Source organism: Neisseria sicca 4320, from assembly GCF_000193735.1.
GTDB classification, from domain to species: domain Bacteria; phylum Pseudomonadota; class Gammaproteobacteria; order Burkholderiales; family Neisseriaceae; genus Neisseria; species Neisseria sicca_E.
Genome location: NZ_AEPF01000105.1, coordinates 1 through 223 on the forward strand (window position 1 = coordinate 1; position 223 = coordinate 223).

A 223-nucleotide genomic window follows, 5' to 3' on the forward strand; every position below is an offset into this window, starting at 1 on the left:
AAAAGTCTCGACGTTTTTATTGTGGGGGACTGTTAGTTTTTGCACAAATGATAAGTGATAATAAAAAAACGCCGAAATCTTGGAAAGACGTGGATTTCGGCGTTTTTGTGTTTGAAAAAAAGTTGCATCAGCTTTTCACAAAACCGCGCGGGAATGCGCGGTTTTTTGTTGAAAACTGTCGGGTTTTGATAGGTTTTAAACGGGTTTTAAGAGGTTTTTATAG

General features: G+C 37.7%; 1 protein-coding gene. It reads left to right on the plus strand.

Going from position 1 to position 223, the window contains the following annotated elements; all coding sequences use genetic code 11:
- On the plus strand, window positions 1-223 hold a 223-nt coding region (locus NSCA4_RS15795), incomplete at both ends, for a hypothetical protein (protein ID WP_218015747.1).